15 protein-coding genes and 1 pseudogene are annotated in these 20506 nt (G+C 69.0%); 12 read left to right on the forward strand and 4 right to left on the reverse strand.

All coding sequences use genetic code 11. The features are described 5' to 3' along the window. The first annotated feature begins 12 nt into the window (after positions 1 to 12). The 5 genes from Pflav_RS06755 to Pflav_RS06775 are packed head-to-tail and all read left to right on the forward strand — an operon-like array spanning position 13 to position 6988. Positions 13 to 1500, forward strand: a complete 1488-nt coding sequence (locus Pflav_RS06755) for an SCO6880 family protein (protein ID WP_173034577.1) — start codon at positions 13 to 15, stop codon at positions 1498 to 1500. After that, on the forward strand, positions 1500 to 3293 hold the full coding sequence (locus tag Pflav_RS06760) for an ATP/GTP-binding protein (protein WP_173034578.1): 1794 nt from the start codon (positions 1500 to 1502) through the stop codon (positions 3291 to 3293). The genes Pflav_RS06755 and Pflav_RS06760 overlap by 1 nt, the downstream gene beginning before the upstream one ends. Next, the gene (locus Pflav_RS06765) at positions 3290 to 5044 is read left to right on the forward strand and encodes a type IV secretory system conjugative DNA transfer family protein (RefSeq protein ID WP_173034579.1); all 1755 of its coding nucleotides are present in this window, start codon (positions 3290 to 3292) and stop codon (positions 5042 to 5044) included. Before Pflav_RS06760 ends, Pflav_RS06765 begins: the two co-directional genes overlap by 4 nt. Positions 5045 to 5051: 7 nt before the next feature. Then, positions 5052 to 6521 carry a glycoside hydrolase family 19 protein gene (locus Pflav_RS06770; protein ID WP_232071038.1) on the forward strand — a complete coding sequence of 490 codons (1470 nt, stop codon included), beginning with the start codon at positions 5052 to 5054 and terminating at the stop codon, positions 6519 to 6521. Beyond that, positions 6515 to 6988 carry a DUF4913 domain-containing protein gene (locus tag Pflav_RS06775; RefSeq protein WP_232071039.1) on the forward strand — a complete coding sequence of 158 codons (474 nt, stop codon included), beginning with the start codon at positions 6515 to 6517 and terminating at the stop codon, positions 6986 to 6988. Before Pflav_RS06770 ends, Pflav_RS06775 begins: the two co-directional genes overlap by 7 nt. Before the next feature lie 142 nt (positions 6989 to 7130). Here Pflav_RS06775 and ispG read toward each other — a convergent pair whose 3' ends face one another. After that, the gene (gene ispG / locus Pflav_RS06780) at positions 7131 to 8342 is read right to left on the reverse strand and encodes a flavodoxin-dependent (E)-4-hydroxy-3-methylbut-2-enyl-diphosphate synthase (RefSeq protein ID WP_173034580.1); all 1212 of its coding nucleotides are present in this window, start codon (positions 8340 to 8342) and stop codon (positions 7131 to 7133) included. A gap of 319 nt (positions 8343 to 8661) precedes the next feature. Between ispG and Pflav_RS06785 the strand changes: the two genes are divergently transcribed. Continuing rightward, a complete protein-coding gene (locus Pflav_RS06785; RefSeq protein ID WP_197938125.1) occupies positions 8662 to 9828 on the forward strand; it encodes a lytic polysaccharide monooxygenase in 1167 nt (388 codons plus the stop codon). Positions 9829 to 9877: 49 nt separating this feature from the next. After that, the gene (locus tag Pflav_RS06790) at positions 9878 to 10909 is read left to right on the forward strand and encodes an NAD(P)/FAD-dependent oxidoreductase (protein ID WP_173034582.1); all 1032 of its coding nucleotides are present in this window, start codon (positions 9878 to 9880) and stop codon (positions 10907 to 10909) included. 60 nt (positions 10910 to 10969) lie between these two features. On the opposite strand, the gene Pflav_RS06795 is transcribed toward Pflav_RS06790, so the two are convergent. Next, on the reverse strand, positions 10970 to 11416 hold the full coding sequence (locus Pflav_RS06795) for a M15 family metallopeptidase (protein ID WP_232071040.1): 447 nt from the start codon (positions 11414 to 11416) through the stop codon (positions 10970 to 10972). 453 nt (positions 11417 to 11869) lie between these two features. On the opposite strand from Pflav_RS06795, the gene Pflav_RS06800 reads away from it, so the two are divergent. Then, on the forward strand, positions 11870 to 12943 hold the full coding sequence (locus Pflav_RS06800; protein ID WP_197938127.1) for a glycerophosphodiester phosphodiesterase family protein: 1074 nt from the start codon (positions 11870 to 11872) through the stop codon (positions 12941 to 12943). A 432-nt stretch (positions 12944 to 13375) separates the two neighbouring features. Here Pflav_RS06800 and Pflav_RS06805 read toward each other — a convergent pair whose 3' ends face one another. Further along, positions 13376 to 13567: a DUF2795 domain-containing protein gene (locus Pflav_RS06805; protein ID WP_173034584.1), complete on the reverse strand. Its 192-nt coding sequence runs from the start codon at positions 13565 to 13567 to the stop codon at positions 13376 to 13378. A gap of 314 nt (positions 13568 to 13881) precedes the next feature. Between Pflav_RS06805 and Pflav_RS06810 the strand changes: the two genes are divergently transcribed. The 3 genes from Pflav_RS06810 to gap all read left to right on the forward strand — a co-directional run bounded on the left by Pflav_RS06810 (position 13882) and on the right by gap (position 17032). Next, positions 13882 to 15027, forward strand: coding sequence for a lactonase family protein (locus tag Pflav_RS06810; protein WP_173034585.1), 1146 nt, complete (start codon positions 13882 to 13884; stop codon positions 15025 to 15027). Between the two features lie 395 nt (positions 15028 to 15422). Continuing rightward, positions 15423 to 16016: a TetR/AcrR family transcriptional regulator gene (locus Pflav_RS06815; protein WP_173034586.1), complete on the forward strand. Its 594-nt coding sequence runs from the start codon at positions 15423 to 15425 to the stop codon at positions 16014 to 16016. Positions 16017 to 16021: 5 nt separating this feature from the next. Next, positions 16022 to 17032 carry a type I glyceraldehyde-3-phosphate dehydrogenase gene (gap, locus tag Pflav_RS06820; RefSeq protein WP_173034587.1) on the forward strand — a complete coding sequence of 337 codons (1011 nt, stop codon included), beginning with the start codon at positions 16022 to 16024 and terminating at the stop codon, positions 17030 to 17032. A gap of 34 nt (positions 17033 to 17066) precedes the next feature. On the opposite strand, the gene Pflav_RS06825 is transcribed toward gap, so the two are convergent. Beyond that, on the reverse strand, positions 17067 to 18473 hold the full coding sequence (locus tag Pflav_RS06825) for a hypothetical protein (RefSeq protein WP_173034588.1): 1407 nt from the start codon (positions 18471 to 18473) through the stop codon (positions 17067 to 17069). 389 nt (positions 18474 to 18862) lie between these two features. Between Pflav_RS06825 and istA the strand changes: the two are divergent. After that, positions 18863 to 20383, forward strand: a pseudogene (gene istA, locus Pflav_RS06830) (IS21 family transposase); the annotation flags it as partial. Positions 20384 to 20506 lie beyond the last annotated feature (123 nt).

Genomic DNA, 20506 nt, shown 5'->3' on the forward strand with positions numbered 1-20506 from the left:
AGGAGTATCACCATGACAACAACAGAAACCATCAAGAGCCCGACGTACGGCAACTGGCGGCTTCCCCGAAAGGCAGGGCTTGGTTCGCTGGGTCTGGTTGGGACAGTGGGCTTGTTCGGGGCGCTCGTACTTGTCCTGCTCACCTCCATGTTCTCCCTGAACTCGGCCGTAGTGGTGGGGGTTCCCTTCGTCCTGACGCTGGCGCCGTTGGCGATCCGTACCCAGGACCGCCGCAACCTGTACAACCTCGCCGGCGTCCGGATCGGTTGGCTGCACCGCAAAGCCAATCGGCAGCACCTGTACGTCTCCGGCCCGCTCTCAGCCCGGCCCGGCGGCAGGTTCCGCCCACCCGGACTGCTCAGCCGGGTCACCATGCTCGAAGGACGCGACCCCTACGACCGCCCATTCGGCGTGCTGTACAACCGGCCCCGCAACCAATACACCATCGTGATCGGCTGCGAACCGGACGGCGGGTCGCTCGTCGACCCCGACCAGGTGGACACCTGGGTGGCCCTGTGGGGCGAGTGGCTATCCCAGATGGCGCACGAGCCGGGGCTGCGCGGCGCCGCGGTCGTCGTCGAGACCGCCCCGGACCCAGGCACACGTCTTGCCGCGGAGGTCTTCGGGCGGATCTCTCCGGACGCTCCGCCGGCCGCGCGTGCCGTGATGGAGGAGGTGGTGTACGACTACCCGAGCACCTCCTCGGAGATGAACACATACATCACCCTCACCTACAACGGTGCCCGGCGCGCCAAGGAGGAGACCGTCGCCGACCTCGCACTGCGCATGCACGGCCTGCTCGGCGGGTTGATAGAGGCCGGGGGTGGATGGGCGGAGCCGCTGTCGGCGGAGCGGATCGCCGAGGTAGTGCGGATCGCGTACGACCCGGCGGTCGCCCCTGAGGTGCTCGACGTCCGCGCGCAGTACGGCTACACCGGCATGGAGTGGATCGATGCCGGGCCGGCAGCCGCGGTGGAGACGGTCTCCCAGTACCAGCATGACTCCGGTGTCTCGCGGAGCTGGCTGCTGACGCTGGCGCCGCGCGGCACGGTGCGCTCGAATGTCCTGCGCAGCCTGCTCGAACCCACGCCGGGCCTGCGGCGCAAGCGGGTGGCCCTGGTCTATCGCCCGATCGATCCGGCCACGTCCGCCCGGATCGTCGAGTCGGACCGCCGGACCGCCCAGTTCATGGCCAGCTCCACCCGCGGCCTGGTCCGGGCCCGCGCGGCGACAGAGGTGGAGGCGGCGGAACAGACGGCCGCGGAGGAGGCGGCCGGGGCGGGCCTGGTCGAGTTCTCGATGGTGGTGACGCTGACCGTCGACTCAGTGGCCGAGATGCGCGACGCCAACGTGACGATGCGGAACCTGCTGGGCGCGACCCGGATCGCCATGCGCCCAGCCGACCGGATGCAGGCCGCGGCGTTCACCTGTGCGCTTCCGGTCGGCGTCCTGCCGTGGGAGCAGACGATGGTGCCACAGGAAATCCAGGAGGCGCTGTGATGGCATCGGCTAGCGGCAACGGCTCGCACCCGTGGCCGTCGGATCTCGCCACGGGATGGCCGCCACGCGCGTCCGGACCGACCACGGCCTTGTCCGGTCTTGTCGTGCCGGCGCCGGAGGAACAGTTCCGGGAGCCCGACGAGACCGGCCAGCAGACCGCGCGGACGCTGAAGAGGGAGCGCCGGCGCCGGGCGCAAGCCGAGGCGGACGAGCGGCGGTACGCCCAGCGGCTGGTCCGTTCCAATCGCGACGACAGCGTTCCGAGCCGCGGCTCCTTCGCCCCCGGCGGCGGTCGGGTAGCTCCCCTGGATCCCCCCACGCTGTGGCGGGCTACCACGGTGCAGGCGTGCGGGCTGTGGCCGTTCGCCTCCGGATCAGGCGCCCCGATGACCGGTGTCCCGCTCGGCCAGCACCTCCACACCGGCGCCACGGTGTGCGGGGATCCGCTCAACTGGTTCACCCGGGCCCGGTACATCTCCAACCCGTCCCTGTTCATGCTGGGCATGCCTGGCCTCGGCAAGTCGACTCTGATCAATCGGATGCTGATCGGCCTGGCCGCGCAGGGCGTCGTCCCGCTGGTGCTGGGTGACCTGAAGCCCGACTACGTGGACACGGTCCGCGCCCTCGGCGGCCAGGTGATCTCGATCGCCCGGGGTGTCGGCGGTCTGAACGTCCTGGACCCCGGCGCCATGGGTGCGGCCGCCGTGAAGATCGGCGGGCAGGCTGGGCAGGCGCTGGCCGCCGAGACCCACGGCCGGATCCTCAACATGGTCGCGGCGCTGCTCACGATCGTGCGCGCCCGGCCGATCAGCGACCACGAGCAGTCCGTGCTCTCGGCCTGCCTGCGGCACCTGCGCGAACGCACCCCGCACGGCGAGACATTCCGCCTGCCCCAGCTGCTCAGCGTCCTGGCGGAGGGCCCACCACAGGTACGGCAGGTCACGCTCGACCGCGGCCAGGAGTCGCGGTACCGCGACGCCGTCGACCCGCTGCACCGGTCCCTGCTCGGCATCCTCGATGGCCCCCTCGGTGACACGTTCGCGGCCGAGACTTCCACCCAGATCGACCCCGACGCCACCGCCGTGTGCATCGACATCTCGCGCATCGGCGAGGCCGACAGCCAGCTGACCGCCGCCGCGATGCTCGCGGCATGGTCGGACGGCCTGGGTACGGTGGCCGCCTCGCACGCGCTGGCCGACGCCGGGCTGGCACCGCGGCGCTGGTTCTTCACCGTCCTCGACGAGCTGTGGCGGCCGCTGCGCGCCGCCTCGGGCATCGTCGACCGGATCGACGCCCTCACCCGGCTCAACCGCTCCCTCGGTCTCGCCGACGCGAAGATCACCCACACCCTGAAGGACGCCGAGGCCCTGGGCAACGAGGCAGACAAGGCCAAGGCACGCGGTTTCGTGGAACGTGCCGGGATGGTGGCTTGCGCCGGACTGCCCAGGACCGAGATGGAGGAGCTGGCCCGGGTGGTCGGCCTGACCCGGCGCGAGATCGAGCTCGTCTCGTCCTGGTCCTCGCCGCCCGGGTGGGCTCAGGAAGGCGGGAACGAGGAGCCGCCCGGCCGCGGCCGCTTCCTGATCAAGGTCGGCGGGCGTCCCGGGATACCCATGCAGGTCGCGATCACCTCCACCGAACGCCATCTGCACGACACCAACACCCGCTGGATCGCGAATGGTGACGCCGAACGGCTGATGGCCGAACGCGCCGCGGTGATGCGTACGGTGACCGCCGGTGACCTGCCCGAGATCGGCGCTCCGGACTGGCAGCACGACCCGGAGCCTCGATGACCGGCAAAAGCACGCTCGGCCCGTGGGTGATCCCCGGCCTCGCGGCGGTCAACGTCGTGGTCTTCGCACTGCTGTGGCTTGGCGGCACGGTCGGAGTCGCCGCCGCAGGGTACGGCTGGCAGCCTCCGCCGTTCAGCGCCGACGTGTATTTCGCTCTGGTCAGTGGGTCTTCGGAGCAGGTCTGGCCGGGCGTACCGCCGTTCGCCGTCTATGGCGGGGCGCTCGCGCTCGCCCCCCTCGCCGCGGCGCCGGTGGCCATGGTGGCTCCCGCGGTGATCCGGCGGGCCCGGCGGCCCGACGGCCTCGCCCGTGCCGGCGAGCTCAAGACCCTCACGACGAAGGGGGGCGAGGCCCGCGCCCGCCAACTGCGTCCGTCCCTGAAGAAGATCGCCGACCCGCATCCCGACGAGCTGGGCAACCTGCTCGGCAACCTGGAGCCCTCCGGGCCCGAGCTGCGTTCCTCCTTTGAGGACGTCGAGCTCGACCTGATGGCGCCGCGAGCGGGAAAGTCAACCGGCATCGCCATCCCGCGGCTGCTGCGCGCACCCGGATCGGTCCTGCTCACATCCAACAAGTCGGACGTCTTCACCGTCACCCGGCAGGAACGCATGAAGGTCGGCAGGGTATGGACATTCGACCCGCAGGGCATCGCGTACAGCGAGCGGGAAATGTGGTGGGACCTGCTGGCCGGCTGCGACACCGTCGAGGGGGCACGACGCCAGGCCAGCCACTTCGTCAGCTCGGTCAATGACGACTCGTCCAAAAAGGACTTCTGGATCTCCGCCGCGCAGAACACTTTGACCGCGCTTTTCCTGGCCGCCTCCCGGGGCGGCGCGACCGTCAACGACATGCTGGCGTGGCTCGCCGACCCGGGCGAGCGCGCCCCGATCGACCTGCTTCGAGACGCCGGCATGCAGGCCATGGCCGACCAGCTGCAGGGCACTGTGCGCGGTGCCGTCCAGACCCGGGACGGCATCTACGAGACCGCCCGGCAGTGTGTGGCCTGCCTGCTCGACCCGGGAATCCTCGCCTGGGTCACCTATGACCCGAACCATCCGCAGTTCATCCCGGAGGAGCACGTCCTCGGCCGGGACACCCTTTACCTGCTCTCCAAGGACGGTGGTGGCTCGGCCGCCGGCGTCATCGCCGGCCTGGCGGACGCGACCATCCGCGCCGGCGTCGTCGCCGCCGAACGGATGGGCGGGCGGCTGGACCCACCGATGACCGCGGTCCTCGACGAGGCGGCCAACGTGTGCCGCATCGCCGACCTGCCCGACCTCTACAGCCATCTCGGCTCGCGCGGGATCAGCGTGGTCACTCTCCTGCAGAGCTACCTGCAGGGTGTCCGGGTCTGGGGCGAGCCGGGGATGGACGCGCTGTGGAGCGCCGCCACCATCAAGCTGCTCGGGGCCGGCCTGGACGACGCCAACTTCGTCGACAAGATCGCCCGCCTGGTCGGGCAACACGACGTGAAGACGCGCAGCTACTCCAGCAGCGGCGGGTCGGGCTCGTCGCGGTCGGTGTCGTACCGGATGGAGCAGATCCTGCCGGCGGAGAAGATCCGCGCCTTGCCCAAGGGCACGGCCCTGCTGCTCGCCACAGGTGTCCGGCCGGCCCTGATCCGGCTCCGTCCCTGGTACAAGGAGCCAAACGCCGCGGCCATCTCCGCGGCGGCCAAGGCCGAAGTCCAGGCCATCACCGAACGAGCGGCGGGGAGCTGGCAGCGCCAGCAGCTTCGCCGCCTGGGCTGACACCCCGATGGGCGCAAAGAAGGCCCTGGCGGTGGAAGCGGCGTCCAAGCCGGTGCTCGGCAATGACGCGACAGGGTTCATGTGGCTCGCCATCGCCGGCCTGGGATTGCTCCCCTTCGCGTTGCTTGCCATGCTGGCGTTGATCGTCATTCTCGCCATCCTCGCCATCTTCAGTTTCGGCGGCTCGCAGATGACGGCCCCGCCCGATCCGTCGGCCTCCGGTGTCGCGGGGCCTGGCAGCATGCTCACCGAGCTTGCCGGAGGTGATGGTCGCGGCACGTTCGCCCCGGCGAGAGTGCCGGACCAGAAGCTCGTCGCGCCGATTGTGGCCGCTGCCAAAGAGTGCGACCTGCTCACACCGGTGATCATTTCGGCTCAGATCGGGTTCGCGTCCGGCTTCGACGCGAAGATGGAAGGGCCGGATGGTAGGAAGGGGCTCTCTCAGCTGACCCCGCAGGTCTTCAGCGAGTTCGGCAAGGACGACGACAACAACGGCGAGGCGTCGCCGCTCGATCCTGAGGACTCGATCTACGCCCACGCGCGGTACTTCTGCCACCTGGCCGAGCAGACCAAAAGACTGCTGGACGAGAAGAAGGTCGTCGGCGACCATCTCACGCTGACCCTGTTGGCCTGGGACATCGGCCTGGCGGCGGTCGAGGCGCAGGGCGGCACACCCTTCATCGACCTGGCCAGCTATCCGTTCGTCATCCGTGGTCTCTTCGCGGGCTACAGCGAGGGCTCGGTGACCGCCACCACGGCAGCGCCCGCCACCCCGACGGCGACCGCACCCCCGCGCGCGCCCGCCACCGCGCAACCGGTGAAGGAAACGACCGCGCCGCCGCCCAAGAGCGGGAGCGCGCGGCTCAGCGAGGCACAGTTCGAGTCGATGTTCCCGAGCCGGAACTCCTTCTACACATTCGCCGCACTGACGGACGCGATGGCGAAGTTTCCCACTTTCGCCGCGACCGGCGACGCGACAACCCGGCAACGGGAAATGGCCGCGTTTCTGGCCACCGTCGACCACGAGTCCGGTGGCCTCGTCCACATTGAGGAAATCAACCAGTCCGCGTGGGGCAACTACTGCGACGCCAATCAACCCTACGGGTGCCCGGCAGGCCAGGCGGCATATCACGGCCGCGGCCCGATCCAGCTCAGCTGGAACAACAACTACAAGGCAGCGGGTGACGCGCTCGGAATCGACCTGCTGAACGAGCCGGACCTGGTGAAGAACGACCCCTCGGTCGCGTGGCAGACCGCGCTGTGGTTCTGGATGACCCAGACCGGCGCCGGCTCGATGACGGCGCACGCCGCCATGACCGGGGGTGCCGGATTCGGCGAAACCATCCGCACCGTCAACGGCGCACTGGAGTGCGGCGGCCGCCAACCGGAGCGGGTGCGCAACAGGGTCGAGGCGTACAAACGGATCGCTGGCCTGCTTGGTGTCAAGCCGGAGGAAGAGGGCGAGCTGACATGCTAGAGCAAGAGTCGATGACGCCGGCGTCCCAGGAGGGCGAGCCGGTCCGGGACCAGACGGCCGAAAGGGCACCGGCCGATGCGAAGGGCGCCGGCGGGAAATCGAAGCCGTTCTTCATCCTTTACCTGGACGGGCCGGAGTATGTCGAGGAGCTGCACCGGCTCACCTTCTGGGTGGACAACCTCCTGATCCCGGTGTACGGCGCGGAGGCTACCTCCAGCACGCCGTGGTGCCCCCGCTGGCGTGAACATCCTGAGGCGATCGCCTATCTCCACGGCCTTTGGCTCGCCTGGCAGGACAAGACCGGCAAGGACGCCGCGCCGTCCAACCCCGCAGACTGGCACCAGGTCTATCTGTGGCCCACAATGGACGCGCTACGAAACCCGAACGGTCCCTTCTCGGGCTGCAAGGCCGGGTCGCACCGCCCGAAGGAGCGACCCTACATCGAGCGGGACAACTTCATGGACTAGAGATTGAGCTACCGCGGCGTTCGTCGTGGTCCGGACCGTCGCTCCCGCGGCCTCACCCTTCGCGGTCGGCAAGCTCACCCCCCCGCCTAGTGAGGCGCGCCGCGGCCACTGCGGGCCGCGGCGCGCCTTCGCGGGGAGGCGGCTACCGGCCCTTCGGAGGCTGGGCCACGATCACCCGTGGGCCAGGGCCCAGGCCGCGAAGCTCCTCGGGGAGTTCGGCGCCCATCTGGTCGGCGAGGCGGAGTGCTTCTTCGATCAGCGTCTCGACGATCTGCGACTCGGGCACGGTCTTGATTACCTTGCCCTTGACGAAAATCTGGCCCTTGCCGTTGCCGGAGGCGACCCCGAGGTCGGCTTCACGCGCCTCGCCCGGACCGTTCACCACGCAGCCCATCACCGCCACCCGCAGCGGTACCGGCAACCCCTGCAACCCGGCGGTCACCTCGTCGGCCAACTTGTACACGTCGACCTGCGCCCGCCCGCACGACGGACACGACACGATCTCGAGCCCGCGCTCACGCATCCCCAGCGACTCCAGGATCGCGATGCCGACCTTGACCTCCTCCACCGGAGGCGCTGACAACGAGACCCGGATCGTGTCGCCGATGCCCTCCGCCAGCAACGCACCAAACGCGACGGCTGACTTCACCGTCCCCTGAAACGCCGGACCCGCCTCCGTCACACCCAGGTGCAACGCGTAGTCACACCGCTCGGCAAGCTGGCGGTACGCCCGGATCATCACCACCGGGTCATGGTGCTTCACAGCGATTTTGATGTCGCGGAAGCCGTGCTCCTCGAACAAGGAACACTCCCACAACGCCGACTCCACCAACGCTTCCGCGGTCGCCTTGCCGTACTTGGCCAACAACCGCTTGTCCAAGGAGCCCGCGTTCACCCCGATGCGGATCGACACACCGGCGTCGGACGCCGCACGCGCGATCTCCGCCACCTTGTCGTCGAATGCCTTGATGTTACCCGGGTTCACGCGTACCGCCGCGCAACCAGCATCGATCGCCGCGAACACGTACCTGGGCTGGAAGTGGATGTCCGCGATAACCGGGATCTGTGACTTCTTCGCGATCGCCGGCAACGCCACCACATCGTCCGCCGACGGCACCGCCACCCGCACGATCTGGCAACCGGCGGCCGTCAGCTCCGCGATCTGTTGCAAGGTGGCGTCGACATCAGCCGTCAACGTCGTGGTCATCGACTGCACTGTCACCGGCGCGCCACCACCCACGGGCACCGCGCCCACCATGATCTGCCGCGACTCGCGCCGCGTCGCCAAAGGCGGCGGCGGCATCGCCGGCATACCAAGGGAAACGGCCGGCGCGGACGGTTTGGGCTTGGTCATTCAGGCACCTCCACAAGGGATACGGTTTCGCTGACTCGCGTCCTACGGCGCTGGCCGTAACGACGGCCGCCGCCGGACTGTGGTTCAACACCGGCGCCCAGAAGGCTCGACGTCTGGTTGAACCGGAGGGCGGCCTTCCCCGTGGTAGGGCGAGGTTGGCGGGGCGGTGCGGTCGAGGGGTGCGTCCGGGATGGATCGGGGCACGGCGAGCTGCGCCGCCACGGCTGCCAGGGCGGTGGGGAGTTGTGGGGCTCCCCGCCGTCCGCAGCCGTCACCCCGCCGGCTCCGTCGATCCGTCGATCAGTGAAGGAGGCGCAGGATGGCGCTCCGAGATGTGCTCAGGACGGGACGCATCCGCGTGGCGGCCAGCGTCGCGGCGGCGCTCGTGATGGTGACCGCGGGGTCGATCATTGTCATGAGCGTCCGCGACCAAGCATCCGCACATGGCACGATGCAGTCGCCGCCAAGCCGCGTCTACCACTGCCGGTTCCATGACCTGCCGCAGCAGCCCGCGATACCCGCCTGCCGCGACGCCATCGCGATCGGTGGCGCCCAGGCCGTCTACGACTGGAACGAGATCAGTGTGCCGCAGGCCGCCGGAAACCACCGCGCGGTGATTCCAGACGGCCGGTTGTGCAGTGCGGGGCGGGACAAGTACCGGGGCTTCGACCAGCCGAGGAAGGACTGGCCGGCGACCCGCCTGGTTGCGGGCTCGACATACGACTTCAGGCTCAACGGTTCCGCGGCGCACAAGGGCACCGTCGACCTCTTCCTCACCCGCGATGGCTACGACCCGACCGGTCCGCTGCGCTGGGACGACCTGGAGCCGAGTCCATTCCTGCGCATTCGGGAGGACCATGCGGGCGGCGACTACGCGATGACGGGGAGGCTCCCCGCCGGCAAGAATGGGCGGCATCTCATCTACGCGGTGTGGCAGCGAAGCGACAGCCCGGAGGCTTTCTACGCCTGCTCCGATGTCGTATTCGGCGACGAGCCCCCGCCGAGGGCGCCGGTCGTACGCCCCGTCAAACCGCGCGGCGATGGTCCCCCGGAGCACGACCACAGCCACCCGCCAAACCCCACGCACAGCCCTGACCCCACGCCGAGCCCGAAGCCCACGTCCGGGCACCGGCCACCGGCGGCACCCGCGCCGACCACAGTGGACTCTCGGCCTGCGGCGGCGGCCTGGCAGCCCCACACCAGCTACGCCGCCGGCGCGGTCGTGAGCTTCGAGGGCCGCCGCTACACCGCCCGGCAGAGCCACACATCGCAGCCGGGCTGGGCGCCGCCGGAGGTACCCGCGCTGTGGATCGGGGTTCCCGCTCCGGACGCTGACAAGGCAGCGCAGTGGCAGCCTCAGATCAACTACCCGGCCGGGGCACGGGTGAGCTGGGGAGCAAACGAGTACGTGTGTGTCCTCGGGCACGAGTCGCAGCGCGGTTGGGAGCCGACCGCCGCGACCACCCTGTGGCGTCTGGCATCTTGAAACCAGTACAAGGCCCGCTGCGGCGGGGAAGGAGAGGGGTGAGGCCGCGATGAAGGTAGCGGTGATCGGCGCGGGGGTGGTGGGCCTGGCCTCGGCCGCCGCGCTGCTCGAAAGGGGCCACGACGTCGTGTGCCTCGACCGGCTGGGCCCGATGGCGGAGCGCTCCACCGGCACGTCCCGGATCTTCCGACTGGCCCACGGCAGCGCCGCGCTGGTCGACCTCGCTCGCCAGGCGCGGGCCGGCTGGGCGCGCTGGAGCGAGGCCGCCGGCCGGCCGCTGATCCGGGATGTCGGCTGCCTGATCAGTGGCGCGGTCACGCTGGAGTGGACGGCGTGCATGCGCAAGGCGGGCGCGCCGTTCGAGGTGGTCGGGCCGGACTGGCCCGAGCTGGGCCTGCCGGTGCGGCGGGCGCCCGATGTGCTGCTGCACGACACCACGGGCGGCGCGATCGAGACCGTGAACGCCGGGACGTACCTCGTCGGCCGCCTGGGCGAGGCCCTGCGGGTCGCCGCCGTATACGCGCTGGAGCAACGCGGCTCCGGTGCCCGCGTGCACACCCCGGACGGCCCGTTCGATGCCGACGCGGTGCTGATCGCGGCCGGGGCGGGCACCTCGCCGCTCGCCGCGCAGGTGGGCATCTACACGCCGACCGTGCTACAGCACCACGTCAGGTTCACGTTCGCCACCTCGCGGGGCGGGCCGCTGCGCAGCTGGATCGACGAGACCCCGGGCGTGCCGAGCACCTACCAGCACATGGCCGGGCCCGGCCGGTGGACAGTGGGCGGCCTGTTCGGCAACGCCACCGTCGCCTGGGAGGTGGGGCGGGACGAAGCGGTCCGTACGTCCCGCGAGGCGGTCGTCGACTACGTCCGGGAGCACCTCGACGGGGTCGAGCCGACCGTGCTGGACGAGCTTTACTGCACCACGATGGCCGAGCTCGGCGACGGGTTCCACCTGCGGCGCAACGGCCCGTTCACCGCCGTCTACGGCGACAACCTGTTCAAGTTCGCCCCGCTGCTCGGCGATCTGCTCGCCACCGCGGTGACGGAGGGTACCGACGACGCGGTCGACTACCTGTAGGCACACGGCGGCGGGCTCGACCCGGAGCGGGGTCGAGCCCGCCGTCCGTCTTCGACCCGGCTAACAGCCGTTCGTCTGGGCCGCGGGCGTGAATCGCGTCGGGCCGTACCGGGTCCGGTCGGCTCCGGTGTGGTGGGCCCAGTACCGGTCGCCGAATGACCAGTGCCACCACTGCGTCGGGTAGTTTGCGAAACCAGCACGGGTAAGCGCCGCGGAAAGAATTCGCCGGTGGTGTCGCGCCCGCGGGGAAATGTTGGTCGCCGGCCTGCGGCGCCGCAACTCGTCGCGGTACTCGTCGAAGATTGCCTGCTGCCGGTCAAGCGGCCGGTACGCCTCGGTGACCAGGAAGGACAGCCCCCGGGGAAGCAGCCGGTGAGCGTCCAGCAGGCGCGAGACAACTCCTTCCCGCAGCTGGGCGTAGGCACCGGCGGGGTCGGCCAGACGGGCGTCCACCCGCACTTCCGGCATGTCGCGCAGGTCGACGAGTGGCTCGTCCGAATTCCCCAATGCGATAGCGGCGATACGCGGATCGGAAAACAAGACAGCTGTGTCGCTCAGAGGCATGCCCGGATGACGAGTGAGTCGGGGGTGAGTTCAAAGAGAACCAACATTCTTGCCGAGGAGCGAGCCGTCGCGGAGTCGCTGGAGGCGCGGTGCGGCCGGAGGCCCGCGCGCAGGTCCTCTGAAGACGCAACCGCCCGCGTTGAACCGTGATCCCCGGCCATCCGTAGGGCCATCGCAGCGATCCGCCAACGGCGAATACGGCACCGCCTAAGGAGAAACATGCCTGCTCAGGAACCGGCACAAGACCCAGCCGAGCCGCACAAGACCACACGCCTCGTCGACCAGATCACTGCGGGCGCCGGGGTTATGCGGGAGATCTACGGTTCGTGGCCTCCCGCACGCTCACACCCTTTCAAAGCCAGGAAGGGTCTTGTGCCACCCGGCGTCCCGTTAGCGGTGAGCGGGGGGTTCGCCTCGGCTGCCGGCCTGGCGTTCCGCACGAGCACCAATACGGTCGAGACGCACGCCCGCCGCCAGCTGCCGTTGCTCATCGCGCACCGCGGCGGAACAGCGGACTATCCGGAGAACACGCTGCTGGCCATCGAGCAGTCCCTGAAGGCCGGGGCGGACGGCGTGTGGATGAGCGTGCAAGCTACCCAGGACGGCGTGCCGGTCTTGTACCGTCCCAAGGACCTCAGGGAGCTGACCAACGGGTCGGGGGCGGTTGCCGAAAAGACCTTCGAGGAGCTGTCCGGGCTGAACGCTGGCTACCACTTCAAGAGTGCGGACGGCACTCACTCCTACCGGCAGGCGGACAAGGCCGTGGGTATCCCCGCGGTCGAGGAGGCGCTGAAGCTCATCCCCGAAGGCAAGCAGATCTACCTCGACCTGAAGCAGACTCCGGCGAAGCACGTCGTCGAGGCTGTCAGCAAGCTGCTGGACCGGCATGGCGCGTGGGACAAGGTCCGTCTGTACTCCACCGACGAAGACACCGTCCGCCTGTTGCGCAATGACCCCAGGGCACAGGTGGCCGAATCCCGAGACCGCACCCGCCAACGCCTGGCCGAGCACGCACTCGAAGGCGGCGCCTGCAAGAGCGTCCCTGCCAAGCCCTGGGTCGGCTTCGAACTCAAGCGGAAGATGATCCTGACCGAAATGTTCACCCTCGGGCAGGGCGACTCGCCGGTGTACGCCCAGCTGTGGACCCAGAGCGCCGTGGACTGCTTCCGGAAGGGGCGACCCGACCTGCCCATCGTCATGTTCGGAGTCAACACCCAAAGCGACCTCGAAACCGCCACAGGCCTCGGCGCCCACGCCGTCCTGATCGACTCGCCCAGGAAACTGATTCCCCAGCTGGGCGGCACGAGTCCGGCCCTGGCCAACAATCAACTGCCCGGTTACGCACTGACCTTCGCGGGATACGACCAGGCAAGAACGGCGCGGGCTGCTTCGTCCAAGTCGGTTTCCGCCTGTGAGATCAGACAACAGGCCGGACGCCGCACGCGCTGGGTTCGAGGCGAAATTGAGTGATCTTCGGGGTCGCCGCCTCACGGCGGTCGACTACTGGGATCTCCACAACTTTGGTCCCGAACCCGGCGCGATGGGACTACGGCGACTGGCATCACGCTGTCATGGGCGTCCAACTGGGCACCGACCAGGGGCCTGCGACGGTGACCTGGACCGACACCTTCTTCCCATACGGCGTTGAGGTCTTCCACGCCCCGATCGAGAACCACCTGGCCTTGGGGGCAGACGCCGGCCCGGAGCAGGTCGGCCCCAGGGCCGATGGTGACAGTCCCTGGGCTAAGCATCTGGGGTCCCAGGTCCTCGGCACCGCCTCCCATTGGGACCGGCTGGAAATGCCGACGCCGGCGACACGGCACTCGCCGACGCCCCCAAATGGCGACGCACTCCGAACCCGCGCCCGGAAGGGCGTGAAGGTAGGAGGGCCTTACCAGCAGGTCACATCTTCATCATCGACTTGGCCGCCGACATGACGTCGTCCATCGAGTTGAAGTTGTCCATCGGCATCTTCTTGATCATGTCCATCTGATCGTTGCTGGCGCCATGCTGCATCGCCGAGTTCATCAGATCCTGCTTGCTCGCCGGGAAGCTCATCCCCTCGAGCTGCTGCTGCATCTGCTGTTGCATCATCTGCATATCCATTACGCGCGGTTACCCTCCGGCGACCCCGCCAAACGGTGGCCGCAGCCGAGAAAGCGGATATCCGCGTTGGGTCGACGGGGGCTCCCTCGGCGGGTGTCTGCGTGGCACCGCCGTTCCGCAGTACTGGTGCCGCACCGCGCCGGAGCTGCCGCCCTTGCGCCACAACGATGCCACGCCATGCAGGCGTGGTACCGAAGGGGGCGACTTCGTCGAATCACCGCTTGGGAAAGCGATGGCTCACCTAACCTCTGCAACGGCAGAACTCCTCCCATTCTTGGTCAGGTGAGTAGAAAGGCATGTAAGTGCGCTCAAAAAGGATCATCGCAGCGACGCTGCTCGCCGGCCTCGTCAGCGGCCTGTTCGCCAGCGGCACGGCGGAAGCCGGCGAACGACACAGGCCGGACCACGACGGCACGCACGCCGTGTTCGTACAGACCAACAAGCCCTCCGGCAACACCATCGTCGTCTACGACCGCGAGAAAGACGGCGACCTGCGCCGCGTCCGCGAGGTCCGGACCGGTGGCCTCGGCGGCGCCACCCTCGGACCGCCCGTCGACGCGCTCGCCTCCCAAGGCTCCCTCATCTTCCAGAACGACCTGCTGTTCGCGGTCAACGCCGGCAGCAACACCGTCACCCTGTTCCGGGTCAAGGGCGACAGGCTCGAGCGGCTACAGGTGATCGGGTCCGGCGGCCTGCTGCCGGTCAGCATCGCGGTCCGCGAAGACCTGGTCTACGTCCTCAACGCCGGCGGCGCCGGAGCAGTACAGGGCTACCGGCTCGAGAAGAACAAGCGGCTCGTCCCGATCACGGGAGCGCACCGGTCACTCGGCCTGAACAACACCAACCCGCCGGCCTTCGCCACCTCACCCGCCCAGGTCGGCATCAGCCCCGACGGACACTTCGTGCTGGTCAGCACCAAGACACTCAACATCATCTTCACCTTCGCCATCGGTCGCAGCGGACAGCTGGCCCGGCAGCCGATCGCCAACACCGACGAGGGTGGCCCGTTCGGCTTCACCTTCGACACACGCGGCAAGCTCGTGGTCTCCGAAACCACCGCCAACGCGGCCACCCGCTTCCGGCTACTGCCGAACGGCAGGCTGGCCCAGATCGGTCCCTCCGTGCCCAACGGCCAGACCGCGTCATGCTGGATCCAGCGAGTCGGGCGATTCTTCTACGTCGCAAACGCCGGCACCTCCACCATCAGCTCCTACACCATCGACAGCCGAGGAAACCTGGTCCTGCTCGCTGCCGTCGCCGCCGCCACCGGCGGCGGATCGATCGACATGACGACCAGCGGCGGGTTCCTCTACGTCCAAAACGCCGCCGCCGGCAACGTCCAGGGATACAAGGTCAACCGGAACGGCTCCCTGACACTCGTCACCACCGTCACCGGCCTGCCCCAGTTCGCCAACGGAATCGGCATGGAAGGCATCGCCGCGTCCTAAGACGCCACGACAGCACGCGGTGCGGGCCGAATACCTCGGCCCGCACCAGCTGCCCTTTCCGATAGCGCCGTCTACGACCCGACGTCTTCACCGTCGCGGCGCCCGGTAGTGAACGCTTGCCGGGCAGCTTTCGGGGCGATCCCGATCGCGACCGACATCGCCTCCGTTCGGCGTGCTCGCCGTGGCGGGTCACCGCGTCCAGGTCCGGCTAACGCGGCCGTCTATGGCGGTCACGTCAAACCCCAATGCCTGCTCATCCCGGCCGGTCCGCCTTGGCGAGGCGTGTCCGTTGCTGCGACGAGGGGCTGACGCTGGCTCGATCGCGGCGGCTGGCACTGATGGGGAACTGAGCGAGGCAAAGTCGGACTGTACCTACTGGTATGTACACTGGCGCCGTGGATTCGCGACAACTCCTGGTCGACACGATGAGCGAGCTCATGTGGGAGCGCGGCTACGCCGACACCAGCCCACGCCACGTGCGCGAACGGTCTGGTGTGGGCCAGGGCAGCATGTACCACCACTTCCCGACCAAGCGGGACCTGGCGCTCGCCGCCCTGGAGCGCAACATCGCCGACCTGCTGCCGGCCGCGTCTGAGCTCGACGGTCCGGGCGACCCGATGGCCCGGATCGAGGCCTACCTGATGCGTCCCCGCGACGCCCTCAAGGGCTGCAAGGTCGGCCGGATGACCCAGGACCCACAGGTCCGCGAGGACCCGGTGCTGCTTGCCCCAGTAGCGCACGCGTTCGCCCAGGTCCGCGTCAGCTGGGTCAAGGTGCTACGCGAGGCGGTGGCTGCAGGTGAACTGCGGGACGACCTCGACCCGGAGCGCCTCGCCCACACCCTGATGGCTGTCCTGCAAGGCGGCTACGTGCTCGCGATCGCACAGCAGGACCCGGGCCCGTTCGACGACGCCCTTGCCGGCGCCCTCGACCTGCTCCGGGCGGCGGCACCATCCACGCCCAACCACAAGAACATCAGGAGGAATTGAACGCCATGACGGTACGCATCGGCATCAACGGGTTCGGGCGGATCGGGCGCAGCTACCTACGCGCCGCCCTGGCGAACAACGCCGACGTCGAGGTGGTCGCGGTCAACGACCTCACCGACGCCCGCACGCTGGCCACCCTGCTCGAGTGGGACTCCATCTCCGGCCACCTCGACGAAGTCGCCTTCGACGGCGACGCGATCACCGTTCAGGGCACGCGGATAAGGGTCTTCGCCCAGTCCGACCCGGCCACCATCCCCTGGGGTGACGCCGGCGCCGATGTCGTCATCGAGTCCACCGGCCACTTCACGGACGGCGTCGCGGCCGCGGCCCACCTCAAGGGCGGCGCGAGGAAGGTCATCATCTCGGCGCCGGCCAAGGGCGACGTCCCCACGTTCGTCCTCGGGGTGAACGACGACACGCTCGACCCGGACAGCCATGACGTCTTCTCCAACGGCTCGTGCACCACGAACTCGCTCGCCCCGCTCGCGAAGGTGCTCAACGACTCGTTCGGCATCGAGTCAGGACTGATGACGACGGTCCACGCCTACACCGGCGACCAGCGGCTCCACGACGCGCCGCACTCCGACCTGCGCCGGGCCCGCGCGGCCGCCGTCTCGACCATCCCGACGTCGTCGGGCGCCGCGAGGGCAATCGGCAAGGTCATCCCCGAACTCGACGGGCGTCTGACCGGCGCCGCGCTACGCGTCCCCGTCCCGGCGGGCTCGATCACCGACCTCACCGTCGTGCTGCGGCAGAGCGCCGAGGTCGAGGACGTGAACGCGGCGTTCCGCGAGGCGGCCGCCTCCCAGCGGCTGCAGCACTACCTGCAGTACTCCGAGGCGCCGCTCGTCTCGGCGGACATCGTCGGCAACCCCTACTCGTCCATCTTCGACGCACCGCTGACCCAGGCTGTCGGCAACCAGGTCAAGGTGCACGGCTGGTACGACAACGAGTGGGGATTCTCCAACCGCCTCGTCGAATTCTCCGAGCGAATCGGAAAGACCACAGCCCCCTGAAACAGACAATCGACATGAGTGTGTCGTGGACGTCTCATGGTTCGGGCGTGGCGATGGTCAATGCGGCCACAGCGCGGGTGCGTTCGTCGGACGGTAGGTGCCAGGCAAGGCCGGCGATGGCGTAGGCCTGCCAGTAGGCGTCCTGGATGGCGTCGGCCACGGCGACGGCCTGGGGGAGTTGGCCGGTTGACAGTTGGGGGGCGATCGCGGCCAGTCCCATGGCCCGCCACTGCTCACGCCGGATTTTGGTGATCATGGTCAGTGTTTCGGTGCGGAGGTGGGTTGGTAGGTGCGGTGTGAGACGGGCGAGTTCGATGGTGCGCCAGCTTTCGCGGCGGATGGTGGCAGCGGCGTGCAGTGTGCGGCGGATGACGGCGGTGCACCGGCTGTCGGGTAGGTGGGGGATGAGCGAAGTCAGTGCCTCGACTTGCAGCGCGGCGCCGTATATGTGGTCGGTGATGGTGTCGGCGGCCGCGAGTGCCTGTTCCAGCGCGGCGGCGCGCTGTTCGTCGGGCAGGTGTGCGGCGAGGCTGGCCAGCGTTGTGGCGCGTGCGTACGGATTGGTGAGGGTGCTGGCTGCGGTCAGCGTCTGCTGTAGGGCTGCGGGGCGCCGCTCGGTGGGCAGGTGTGGGGCGACGGCCGTCATCGTCTTGGCGCGGTAGTCGTCGTGGACGATGGCTTCGGCCGCGGTCCACGCTTGGATGATCAGTGCGGTGGTCGGCAGGTGTGGTGCGAGTGCGACCAACGCCTTGGCGCGCCGGCCGACGTCGGTGAGGGTGCATGCGGTGGCTGTTGCCTCGGTGAGCAGGTCGACCGGTAGATGCGGCGCGAGTTCGCCGAACATGTACATCAGGTTCTCGCCGATGCTGGCATCACCGATCGCGGTTACGGCTGGCCGGAGGACGGTGCTGCGCTGATGGTCCGGCAGGTGCGTGGCGAGGCTGGTCAACCCGCGGACCCGCCAGTAGCCATCGGTGACGGCCGCGGCTGTGGCCGTTGCCTGCCGCAGGATGGTGGTTTGCTGCTCGTCGGGCAGGTACGGCACGAGCCCGGCCAACGCCTCGACTCGGGCCGACGGCTCGGTGATGGCGGTGGCCGTGGCCACCGCTTCGGCGTGCAGATCGGCCGTCAGGTGCGGGGCAAGCGCTGTCAACGCCTCGGCACGCGGGCGCTCCTCGGGGATGGCGACGGCGATGGCCAGCGCCTGCCCGAGGTAGGCGTCCGGCAGGTACGCCGCGAGGCTGGCGAAGGCGTCACCGCGGTCGGCCGGCACCGGCAGGCGCTCGACGTGCCACAGCACCCGCTGGGCCGACCATACGCGGGTCGCGACCAGCAGCCCCAGCAGGCCAGCCGGTATGACATCACCCGGTCTGCTGCGGATGCTGATCGACGCCGGATCGCCCGGGGCCGCTGCACTCCACACGCTGTATGAGCTGACCACCAGCACATTGTCCTTGGCAACGACACCGGCGACCATCCATGACCAAGCCCTTGACGACACCCCGCTCGTCCGGCAACGCTTCGCGCACCGGCACGCGACCAGTCCCTGAGCACGCTGACCACATGACACACGCTATTCGACAGATGAGTGGGTCGATCGGGGCTCGGGCGTGCCGGGCTGTGACACGCCGTAGTCTGTCGGCGCTCACGTAATTCCCCACCTGTAGCGGTCTGACGCTCACGTAATTCCCCACCCGCTCGCTCACCTAATTCCCCAGGTGAGGCGCCTGGGCGCCTAGGGCTCCCAGTGGGGTGGTCCTCGCGATCTTGAAGAGTTCTCCCTTGTCCGGGTGACGGGTGAGGGAGCTGATGGCGAGGAGAACGTTCGACGTGGTCGATGTGACCGAGATCTTCATCCACTGGTACGCGGGCCGGTCGATCAGCGAGGTGGGCACGTCGCTGGGTGTGGATCGTAAGACGATCCGCAAGTACCTGGCCCCGGCGGTCGCGGCTGGGTTCGTGCCGGGTGGGCCGGCGATGAGTCAGCAGGACTGGGCGGCGCTGGTGACGCGGTGGTTCCCTCAGTTGGCCGATACCCGGTTGCGGCAGGTGACCTGGCCGCAGATCGCTAAGCATCACGAGTACATCACTGCCCAGCTGAAGTTGGGGGTGACGCAGGCGACGATCCACCAGCGGCTGCGGGACGAGCACGGCCTGACCGCGTCGGTGGCGTCGTTGAAGCGGTATGTGGCGGCGAACCTGCCGGAACAGGTGCGCCGGGACCGGGTCGTGGTGCTGCGCGATGAGACGGACTTCCCGCCGGGTGAGGAGGCCCAGATCGACTACGGGCATCTGGGCCATTGGGTAGATTCGGCGACCGGCAAGCGGCGTCGAGTGTGGGCGTTCGCCATGGTCCTTGCGTGTTCGCGGCACATGTTCGTGCGGCCGGTCCTGACCATGGATCAGCGGGCCTGGACCGAGGCACACATCGAGGCGTTCGCGTTCTTCGGTGGCACGCCGCGGCGGCTGGTGCCGGACAACCTGCGCACCGGGGTGGACAAGCCTGACCTCTACGACCCGAAGATCAACCGCTCCTATGCTGAACTGGCCGCCCACTACGGGGTGCTAGTCGACCCGGCCCGACGCGGCAAGCCGCGGGACAAGGCCCGCATCGAGCGGCCGATGCCGTATATCCGGGACAGTTTCTGGCGCGGTCGCCAGTTCGCGTCGCTGGAGGCGATGCAGGCCGCTGCGACCCAGTGGTGCGCCGAGGTCGCCGGCCGCAGGTCCTGCCGGCCGCTGGGCGGTGCGGCGCCGGCGTCCGTGTTCGCGGCTGTCGAAGCAGAAGTGCTGCAACCGTTGCCTGGCAAGGCGTTCGCGTTGGCGACGTGGTCGACGGCGGTGGTGGGACCGGACATCCACGCCAAGGTCGGTAAGACGATCTACTCGGTGCCGTGGCGGTTCATCGGCCAGCGTGTCGACGCCCGCGAGACACCGCTGGTGGTCCAGATCTTCCACAAGGGACAACTGATCGCCACGCACGGCCGCAAGCCACAAGGCAAGCAGACCGACTTCGGGCACTATCCGCCCGAGAAGATCGCGTTCCGGATGCGGACGCCGACCTGGTGCCGCACCCGCTCCGCCGAGATCGGCCCCGCCTGCGCTCAGGTCATCGCCGGGCTTCTGGAGGTCAACGCTCTGTTCCGGCTCCGCGCCGCGCAGGGCGTGCTCGGACTGGCCGACAAGCACGGCACCGCCCGTCTCGAGGCCGCCTGCACCAAGGCGATCGCGGCTGGCGACCCGTCCTACCGCACGGTCAAAGGCATCCTGGTCGCCGGCGCCGAGACCGACCCGCCACCACCGTCCGCTGGTGACGGCGGCGCCGCAGCGCACCTGCACGGCCCTTCGCAGCTGTTCGCGAACGTCATCCCCCTGCCCACCCCGAACGTCACGCTCGACATGGACACGGTCATCGCGGACGACGACCGCGGCGACGCTGGTGACGACGAGCAGCCCAGCGCCGCAGCGGGAGTG

Origin of the sequence: Phytohabitans flavus (genome assembly GCF_011764545.1) — a bacterium.
In the GTDB taxonomy this organism is placed as follows: domain Bacteria; phylum Actinomycetota; class Actinomycetes; order Mycobacteriales; family Micromonosporaceae; genus Phytohabitans; species Phytohabitans flavus.

Coding starts and splice junctions, on each gene's coding strand:
- Pflav_RS06755 (WP_173034577.1), top strand. CDS start 13: ATGACAACAACAGAAACCATCAAGAGCCCGACGTACGGCAACTGGCGG.
- Pflav_RS06760 (WP_173034578.1), top strand. CDS start 1,500: ATGGCATCGGCTAGCGGCAACGGCTCGCACCCGTGGCCGTCGGATCTC.
- Pflav_RS06765 (WP_173034579.1), top strand. CDS start 3,290: ATGACCGGCAAAAGCACGCTCGGCCCGTGGGTGATCCCCGGCCTCGCG.
- Pflav_RS06770 (WP_232071038.1), top strand. CDS start 5,052: ATGGGCGCAAAGAAGGCCCTGGCGGTGGAAGCGGCGTCCAAGCCGGTG.
- Pflav_RS06775 (WP_232071039.1), top strand. CDS start 6,515: ATGCTAGAGCAAGAGTCGATGACGCCGGCGTCCCAGGAGGGCGAGCCG.
- ispG (WP_173034580.1), bottom strand. CDS start 8,342: ATGACCAAGCCCAAACCGTCCGCGCCGGCCGTTTCCCTTGGTATGCCG.
- Pflav_RS06785 (WP_197938125.1), top strand. CDS start 8,662: ATGGCGCTCCGAGATGTGCTCAGGACGGGACGCATCCGCGTGGCGGCC.
- Pflav_RS06790 (WP_173034582.1), top strand. CDS start 9,878: ATGAAGGTAGCGGTGATCGGCGCGGGGGTGGTGGGCCTGGCCTCGGCC.
- Pflav_RS06805 (WP_173034584.1), bottom strand. CDS start 13,567: ATGATGCAACAGCAGATGCAGCAGCAGCTCGAGGGGATGAGCTTCCCG.
- gap (WP_173034587.1), top strand. CDS start 16,022: ATGACGGTACGCATCGGCATCAACGGGTTCGGGCGGATCGGGCGCAGC.